This window comes from Sphingobacterium shayense (assembly GCF_013179575.1).
GTDB classification, from domain to species: domain Bacteria; phylum Bacteroidota; class Bacteroidia; order Sphingobacteriales; family Sphingobacteriaceae; genus Sphingobacterium; species Sphingobacterium shayense.
Genome location: NZ_JABMCQ010000168.1, coordinates 1 through 9,128, shown reverse-complemented (window position 1 = coordinate 9,128; position 9,128 = coordinate 1). Strand labels below are relative to the sequence as shown.

The 9,128-nt window shown below is 39.0% G+C and carries 5 protein-coding genes and 1 pseudogene; all 6 read left to right on the top strand.

The window, feature by feature from the left end:
* On the top strand, positions 1-1,803 hold a 1,803-nt coding region (gene alaS, locus HP439_RS15790), incomplete at its 5' end, for an alanine--tRNA ligase (protein ID WP_172391302.1).
* Between the two features lie 12 nt (positions 1,804-1,815).
* Complete coding sequence (locus HP439_RS15785) at positions 1,816-2,913, top strand: TlpA disulfide reductase family protein (RefSeq protein WP_172391301.1); 1,098 nt, start codon at positions 1,816-1,818, stop codon at positions 2,911-2,913.
* 84 nt (positions 2,914-2,997) lie between these two features.
* Positions 2,998-3,687: a response regulator transcription factor gene (locus HP439_RS15780; RefSeq protein ID WP_172391300.1), complete on the top strand. Its 690-nt coding sequence runs from the start codon at positions 2,998-3,000 to the stop codon at positions 3,685-3,687.
* 212 nt (positions 3,688-3,899) lie between these two features.
* Positions 3,900-4,238 (top strand): DUF6660 family protein, encoded by a 339-nt coding sequence (locus HP439_RS15775; protein WP_216657878.1) that lies wholly within the window; start codon positions 3,900-3,902, stop codon positions 4,236-4,238.
* A gap of 130 nt (positions 4,239-4,368) precedes the next feature.
* Entirely contained in the window at positions 4,369-8,721 is a 4,353-nt protein-coding gene (locus HP439_RS15770; RefSeq protein WP_172391298.1) for a CusA/CzcA family heavy metal efflux RND transporter, read from the top strand.
* 7 nt (positions 8,722-8,728) lie between these two features.
* A pseudogene (locus tag HP439_RS15765) lies at positions 8,729-9,128 on the top strand (biotin/lipoyl-binding protein); the annotation flags it as partial.

The window sequence follows — 9,128 nt, the reverse complement described above, 5'->3', positions numbered from 1 at the left end:
ATTGAATATGGGGCTGACGAAAAAACTGATGTCGCAATGCGCGTGTTATCGGACCATATTCGAGCGGTAAGTTTTGCTATTGCCGATGGTCAACTACCTTCAAATAACAAAGCAGGTTATGTAATACGACGTATTTTACGACGCGCAGTGCGTTATGGATATACATTTTTAGGATTTAAAACTCCGTTTATAAATGAATTAGTTCCTTTACTCGCTGAACAATTTTCGGGTGTATTTGATGAATTGCAGCAACAGCAGGACTTTGTGCAGAAAGTTGTATTAGAGGAAGAAGTATCCTTTCTTCGTACGTTGACTACCGGTATTCAACGTTTTGAAGCTTTTGCTTCGAGTCGCGACAAAATAGACGGAGATTTTGCGTTTGAGTTATTCGATACTTATGGATTTCCGATCGATTTAACCGAATTGCTTTCGCGAGAAAAAGGAATACAGGTAGATATGGAAGCTTTTTACCAAGCTCTTCAGCAACAAAAAGAGCGGTCACGAGCTGCTACGGCTATTGATACCGGCGACTGGGTGATCGTTTCTGAGCAGGATGAAACAGAATTCGTTGGATACGATTATTTGGAAGCCACTACTCAAATATTACGCTACCGGAAAGTTTCTAGTAAAGGGAAAGATCAATATCAATTAATACTTTCATTAACGCCTTTTTACGCAGAAGGGGGGGGGCAAGTCGGCGACACCGGGTTCTTAATTTCGGATAGTAATGAGAAAATTTATATTACTGATACAAAGAAAGAAAACGGTCTTATTGTTCATTTTGTAAATGAACTTCCGCCGGTTTTGCAAGGGGATTTTCAAGCAGTCGTTGATAAACTGCGGCGTATTGATATAGAAAATAATCACTCGGCAACACATTTACTTCATGCTGCCTTAAAACAGGTTTTGGGGGATCATGTCAATCAAAAAGGATCGCTTGTTAATGCCTCTGTTTTACGTTTCGATGTTTCTCACTTTGCAAAGATTACTGCGGAGGAAATTTCAAATATCGAAGATGTTGTGAATCAAAAGATACGAGAAAATATTTTTCTAAAAGAAGAGCGTATGGTACCTTATCAAAAAGCAATTGATTCTGGTGTAACGGCGCTTTTTGGCGAAAAATATGGGGACTATGTACGTGTAATTACCTTTGAAGACGCTTTCTCTAAAGAATTATGTGGAGGGACGCATGTGTCTTCCACCGGTCAAATAGGATATTTTAAAATTATCTCCGAGTCAGCTGTTGCAGCGGGCGTGCGTCGTATTGAAGCTATCACTGGCACCGCTGCTTTTGCTCTTATTAAAGAGCAATTTGATTTGGTGTCAAAGATGCGCGAGCTGTTGAATAATCCAAAGGATTTTGTATTGACGGTAACTAAATTTATTGACGAAAATGCGGAATTGAAAAAGGAAATAGAAAACAATATAAAAGAACGTTCGTTAGCGATGAGCACCGACCTAAAGGCCAAGATAGAGCTTATTGACGACGTTAATTTCTTAGCAACGACCGTTGATTTGCCGAACGCTGACGCAGTGAAGATGCTAGCGCATGCGTTAAAAGGCGAGGTCGATAATTTATTTTTAGTTCTAGGTGCAGATTTCGATGGAAAGCCTAGTTTAACAGTAGCGATTTCAGATGCGCTTGCGAAAAAGCGCGGCTGGAACGCTGGATTGATTGTCAAAGATTTGGCTAAAGATATCCAAGGTGGTGGGGGAGGTCAGCCGTTTTTTGCAACGGCTGGAGGGAAAAACAGCAACGGACTTTCACAAGCAATAAGTCGTGCAAAGGAATTTTTGAAATAAGGAGAAAAAGGAATGTTTAAAAACGTTAGTTTATTTGGGATAGCAGGTTTGCTTGTTTTTAGCTCCTGTAGCCAGAAAGATGTTATTGAAGTATCTGGGCATATTGAGAATCCAGGGAATATAAAGGTGTTATCATTTTTCGAGGGGGACCGAAAACTGGATTCAGTATATCTCGGTGACGCTAACAAATTTAAATTTGAGAGAGAAGCTACTCAGCCTCGGCTTCTTTCCATCGTGGTAGGTAACAACAAGTACCCAGTTATTCTTTCTCCAGGTGAACCGTTGCGGTTTGTTGCAGATATGCAAGAGCCAGATGATTATCAAGTCGAAGGATCTCCACTCACCCTAGCTCTGAAAGATTTTGCTCCTTATAAACGACGAAAAGATTTTGTCCAAGATTCGTTACAGTCCGCATTTGCAAAAGCAACAGTAGATAAATCGGCGGAGGAAATTGAATCCTTGCGTTTCGATTATCTCACAGAATTTAAGCAGAAGCTGTCTATCTATACTAAACAGGCGGTCGATTTCGCTAGTAAGCAAGATAATTTGGCGGGATTTTATGCGATCAGTACGCTTGATCCGGAAATTGCTGAGCAAGAAATAATAGCTTATGCTCATAATATAAAAAATAAATTCTCGGATAACAGGTACGTGACACAATTTAAACAAGAGGCAAAAAAGTTGGAACGTCTTGCTGTCGGACAAATAGCCCCCGAGATAACATCGTTTACGCCGGATAATAAACCGGTAAAACTTACTGATTTTCGTGGACAATATGTACTTGTTGATTTTTGGGCCTCTTGGTGTGTTCCGTGCAGACAAGAAAACCCTAATATTGTAAAGCAGTATCAAGCATATAAAGATAAAGGTTTCACCGTGCTTGGCGTATCCCTCGACAACAATCCTGGAAGCTGGCTGCGTGCGATTAAAGATGATCATCTAGTATGGACGCAGGTCTCAGATCTACAAGCATGGAGTTCTGACCTTATTATTGATTATAAAATAAAGGCAATCCCTACGTCGTATTTGTTGGATCCAAAAGGTAGAATTCTTGCCAAAAACCTTCGAGGCAGAGAGCTTGAGGCATTTCTTGCAAAAACTTTTAATTAAAATATTGTTAAGTAGTTAACAATATAATAACATTAGTTTAACTTTATCTTACCATTTAGTACATAATTTAGCAAAAAAACTACAATGAGCTTGAATCAGAAAATACTAGTGGTAGACGATGAACACGATATAGTTGAATTGATATCATACAATTTAACTAAGGAAGGTTATCAAGTTTATCAAGCGCATAATGGGCGAGAAGGAATTGAAATTGCAAAACAAGTCAATCCAGATTTAATCATTTTGGATGTTATGATGCCGGAAATGGACGGAATTGAAGCATGTCGGTTGATGCGTTCAATGCCTGAGTTTAAACAAACGTTCATGGTGTTTCTAACTGCTAGAAGCGAAGAATATTCTGAAATTGCTGGATTTAATGTTGGGGCGGACGATTATATCGCAAAGCCAATCAAACCTAGAGCCTTGATGAGTCGAATCAATGCTATACTGCGTAGAAACAGCACTGAATCAGAGATTCCTACCGGTGATAAACTAGAAGTACTCGATCTTGTAATTGACAGAGATTCGTTTTTAGTTTATCGTGACGATGCGCGTATAACACTTGCTAAGAAAGAATTTGAATTGTTATATCTGTTAGCCTCCAAGCCGAACAAAGTATTTACCAGAGAACAAATATTGAAAGCGATCTGGGAAGATTCTGTTGTGGTAACGAACCGCACAATTGATGTTCATATTCGTAAGTTACGCGAAAAGATAGGTGATAGTTATGTTGCGACGGTCAAGGGTGTCGGTTACAAATTTGAATTAAACTAATTCTTCAATTGATAAATAATTAGGGCAAACTCCAAGAGTTTGCCTTTTTTTGGAAGATAAGCATCTGGATTTTTCATTTAATTAGTTACTGATCGATTATTTGCCGGCCATTGATCGATGATGTGGTAACGCAACTTATTGATAGGGGATCAGTTGACGACTGAAAAATGCAATACCATTGCATTTTTTTTTTGTTAACTTTACCAGAGAAGATGAGAGTTTTTTTAGCCATATTGGTCATTTATTTGCAGGCATTATTTCTAATGCCGTGCGTAGATACCTATGGGCAGGAAGCTTCATTCCTAGATAATCATTCTAAAGAATTAGCACACGGAAAGGATCATGATCATCCCGGATTAGCCGATTCGTGTAGTCCCTTCTGTTTGTGTAGCTGTTGTGGAACAGTTTTAGGTGGAGTTTTTTATTGGGATGTTTTCAATTTTTCGGAAATCAAAATAACAGAACTCACGAAACCAAATCCACAGTACGTCTCCCAGTTTGTCCCCCGATACGTGGGAGATATTTGGCAACCGCCAAAAATTAATGCTTGATTTTTAATGTTTTGTTGACTAGAGTTTGATGTGTTTGACATTGAACTGAGCCACGGGTGTGCCGTGTCTTATCCGATTTTCTAGTCGTCGCGTTTTATCATTATTAATTTTTCATTAATTGTAATTCAAAGTGTTAAATAATATTATAAAGTTCTCTATAAAAAATAAATTTATAGTTGGATTGATGACTCTATTACTCATTATTTGGGGTATATGGAGCGCAACAAAAATTCCAATCGATGCCCAACCAGATATCACGAATAATCAGGTTCAAATAATTACAGTTACACCTACATTAGCAGGGCAAGAGGTTGAACAATTAGTTACGTTTCCGGTTGAACAGAGTATCGTCAACCTCCCCAACGTAGAAGAAATAAGAAGTATATCTAGATTTGGTCTCTCCGTCGTCACAGTTGTCTTTGATGATAAAGTGGATATCTATTTTGCAAGACAGTTAGTCGGTGAAAAGTTAAAAGAGGCGGAAGAGCAAATCCCGGAAGGAGTCGGTAAACCCGAGATGGCTCCAGTAAGTACTGGACTTGGGGAGGTGTATCAATATATTCTTCACCCAAAGACGAATAGTGAATCTAAATATTCTGCAATGGACCTGCGGACAATGCAGGATTGGATTGTTGCACGTCAACTCTACGGTACAAAAGGGGTTGCAGAAGTCAATAGTTTTGGTGGGCTTCTTAAACAGTATGAAGTGTCTATTGATCCAGATAAGCTCAGGGCGATGAATATCAGTATCGCGGATGTTTTCACTGCATTAGAGTCTAATAACCAGAATACTGGAGGCGCGTATATAGACAAAAAACCGAATGCCTACTTTATTCGTGGGGTCGGACTAGTCAACTCTTTGGAGGACGTGGGGAATATCGTTGTGAAAAATGAAGGGGGTATTCCGATATTTATCAAGGATGTGTCTAATGTTCGCTTTGGGCACGCTACACGCTATGGAGCGATGAGCTACAATGGTAAAGTCGATGCTGTCGGCGGAATCGTGATGATGCTCAAAGGGGAAAATAGCGCTGCTGTTGTTAAAAATATCAAAGAGAAGATTCCTGTTATTCAACAATCTTTACCCAAAGATGTTGTAATAGAACCGTTTTTGGATCGAACTGACTTGATAAAACGAGCGATTAATACAGTTCAAAAAAATCTGATTGAAGGTGCTTTGATCGTAATTTTCGTATTGATTCTTTTTCTTGGAAATTTTAGAGCAGGACTTATTGTTGCTTCCGCTATACCGTTAGCGATGCTCTTTGCATTAGGAATGATGCGGCTGTTTGACGTTAGTGCTAATTTGATGAGTTTGGGTGCCATTGATTTTGGACTGATAGTCGATGGATCTTTGATAGTCGTTGAGGCAACTTTGCATCATTTAGGTATTCGCAAATCAACATCTAGGTTAACGCAAAACCAAATGGATGAAGAAGTTTATCAGTCCGCAAGACAAATTCGCACGAGTGCTGCATTCGGGGAGATTATTATTCTTATTGTCTATATTCCGATATTGACGCTAGTGGGAATTGAAGGAAAACTGTTTACTCCGATGGCGCAAACAGTAAGTTTTGCGATTGTAGGTGCTTTAATCCTTTCGTTTACCTATATTCCTATGATGAGTGCTTTGTGCTTATCCAAAAGGCCGGTCGTAAAGCAAAATTTTTCAGATAAAATGATGGAATATCTTCAAAAGGCCTATCAGAGGTTACTGGAAAAAGCGATGAGCATAAAATTTACCGTTATCACCTTGTCCGTAGGATTTTTTCTTCTATCGATTTTTCTTTTTTCAAAAATGGGAGGAGAGTTTCTTCCAAAACTAAGGGAAGGCGATTTTGCTTTTCATTGCATATTACCACAAGGTACTTCTCTGAGCCAGAGTCTAGAAACTTCGATGCAGGCGTCCGAAATTATCAAGGAGTTTGATGAAGTTAAAATGGTTGTCGGTAAGACTGGGGCGGCGGAAGTGCCAACAGATCCAATGCCACCCGAAGCGACAGATATTATGGTAATTCTGAAACCTCAAAAGGAGTGGAAAACCAAGAGAACTTATGATGAACTTTCACACGAAATGATGAAAAGATTGGAGGTTATTCCAGGTGTATTTTTTGAAGCCAATCAGCCAATCCAGATGCGCTTCAATGAGCTTATGACCGGTATCAGACAAGATGTAGCTGTAAAGATATTTGGTGAAAATCTGGATTCTCTACTCGTTTACGCAAACGAGGTGAAGAAAGTCATACAATCAGTAGATGGTGTATCTGCTGCACAAGTAGAACGAGTCGCAGGTCTACCACAAATAAATATTCAATACGACCGTACCCGAGTTGCTAATTATGGTTTAAATGTAGAAATGGTGAATGATATTGTCAGCACAGCGTTCGCGGGTAAAGTAGCAGGAGTAGTCTACGAAGATGAACGTAAATTTGATTTAGTAGTTAGGCTTGATGACGCTTATAGAAGCTCCATTGAAGATGTGAGTAACCTTTTGATTCCACTTTCTAATGGAGATCAAATTCCTCTTTCGCAGATAGCTAATGTTGATTATCGACTTGGTCCGGCGCAGATAAGTAGGGAGGGAGGGAAACGCAGAATATTCGTAGGTTTTAATGTACAGGGAAGGGATGTGGCGAGTGTAGTGACGGAAATACAAGGTAAATTGACAGAAAAAGTTGATCTACCTACGGGTTACTATTTTACTTATGGAGGCCAATTTGAAAATCTGGAAAAAGCAGTCGGCCGGCTGTTGATCGCTGTACCTGTGGCATTGCTTTTAATTTTTACTCTTCTTTACTTTACATTTCATTCATTTAAAGAAGCATTTTTAGTGTTTACCGCGATTCCGATGAGTGCCATTGGGGGTGTTTTCGCGCTGTTAATACGAGATATGCCTTTTAGTATATCCGCAGGCGTTGGATTTATAGCGTTATTTGGCGTGGCAGTTTTAAACGGAATTGTATTAATCGCAACATTTAATAAATTGGAGAAACAAGGTTGTAATGATATCGTGCAACGAATTATCGACGGAACGAAAACACGGTTAAGACCAGTATTGATGACAGCATCCGTTGCTAGCTTGGGATTTTTACCGATGGCATTGAGTACCAGTGCAGGAGCCGAGGTGCAAAAACCTTTAGCCACTGTCGTAATAGGCGGCTTACTTTCGGCGACTGCGTTAACCCTTTTTGTGCTTCCTTTATTATATTTTGTATTTATGAAAACGGGTAGATCCTCTCATAATAGCAAATTGAGAGCCATAACACCGATCTTGTTACTTTTTGTGTTCTGTGGGATTATGAAAACCGGTAACGCACAAATTATAGATGTAGATAAAGCAATCGAAATCGCTTTGCGGAATAACTCCCAAATTCAGTCGAAAAATTTAGAAATTAAAGCCTTTCAAAGTCAGACTGCCTTTGAGTTGCCGAAAACCGCCGTGAATTTCCAATACGGTAACAGCGACGGTTTCGAATATAACGATGGTATTCAAATTTCTCAGGAAATTCCATTTCCTACGCTGTTTGGGGCAAATAAAAAGCTTATCGAAGAGCAGGTAAAAGAACGGGAAATAAATAAATTTTCTAAAGAGAATGAAATAAAAATGCAGGTCAGGAGTTGTTTTTATCAGTTGCAATATTTGCAGCACAATACCTTTGTGTTAAATAATTTAGATAGTATTTATGAAGATTTTATAAGGATAGCAAAATTGCGATATAGAACGGGCGACATTGGTAAACTGGATCTTAACACGGCAATAACCAAGAAGGGAGAGATCGACTTGATGTCTCAACAAAATGAAGTTTTAAGGCTAAATGCGTATCAAAATCTCAAAACATTGTTGCAGGTGAGGGATGATTTTACTGTTCAGTATGGAGAGAGTTATAATCCGTTAACCCTGACATCTTTTATTGACAGTTCTGAAATCGAGCGCCATCCCCAGATCCAGATGTTGTACCAAGAAGCTAAAATCGTCCAACAAACGAAAACAGTGGAAAGAGCGAAGGGACTTCCCAGTTTTACCTTGGGATATAACAATGTCTCGTTGATAGGAATGCATCGTAAAAATGGTGTAGAAAAGTTTTATGGGCGAGACCAAAGATTTAGTTATTATGATGTGGGTATTTCTATTCCACTTACGTTCGGAGCCACTAAGGCAAAAATCCGCTCCCTTGATTATAAAAAAAGATCTTTGGAGGCAAACGCGCAGTGGCAGGGAGAACAGTTAAAAACAGAGCTCAGAAATGCCGTGAATCTATACACCCAATATCTCGCACAGTTTCGCTATTATAAAGAACAAGCGCTTCCAAATACAACTGAGATTATTCGAGCTGCGAAATTAGGTTATCGTACAGGAGAAATTTCTTACGTTGAATATCTTTATGCTCTGCAAACAACGGTTGACGTTCAGCTGAATTATTTAAACAGTATAAAGCGGATTAATGAAATCGTAATCCTAATCAATTCTCTAATTAGTAAATAAGACATCCATGAAACGTAATACAAATAATTTGATACTCTATAGTCTAATCTTTATTACATTTATTTTTCTTTATGCCTGTACGAATGGTCATGATGCGCAAGACGGTCACGATCATGATAGAAATTTAGATCTTGCCCGTGATGAACACGATGGAGAAAGTACTGTTTCACTTACTCAATCGCAAATTCGAACGGTGGGGATCAAAGTCGGTTTAATCGAACAAAAGGAGCTTTCAGCTGGATTGAGAGCTAACGGATTTTTAAGAGTACCCAATAATAATAAAGCAATTGCTACTTCCCTCATTGGAGGTATTATAAAAACCCTTCAAGTGCAAATCGGGGATTATGTTAAAAAAGGGCAAGTTATTGCGACTGTCTCTAATCCGGAGTTAATAGAACTTCAAGAGG

Bases quoted from the DNA above. Each gene is read 5' to 3' on its own strand.
- HP439_RS15785 (WP_172391301.1), top strand. From the start codon at position 1,816: ATGTTTAAAAACGTTAGTTTATTTGGGATAGCAGGTTTGCTTGTTTTT.
- HP439_RS15775 (WP_216657878.1), top strand. From the start codon at position 3,900: ATGAGAGTTTTTTTAGCCATATTGGTCATTTATTTGCAGGCATTATTT.
- HP439_RS15780 (WP_172391300.1), top strand. From the start codon at position 2,998: ATGAGCTTGAATCAGAAAATACTAGTGGTAGACGATGAACACGATATA.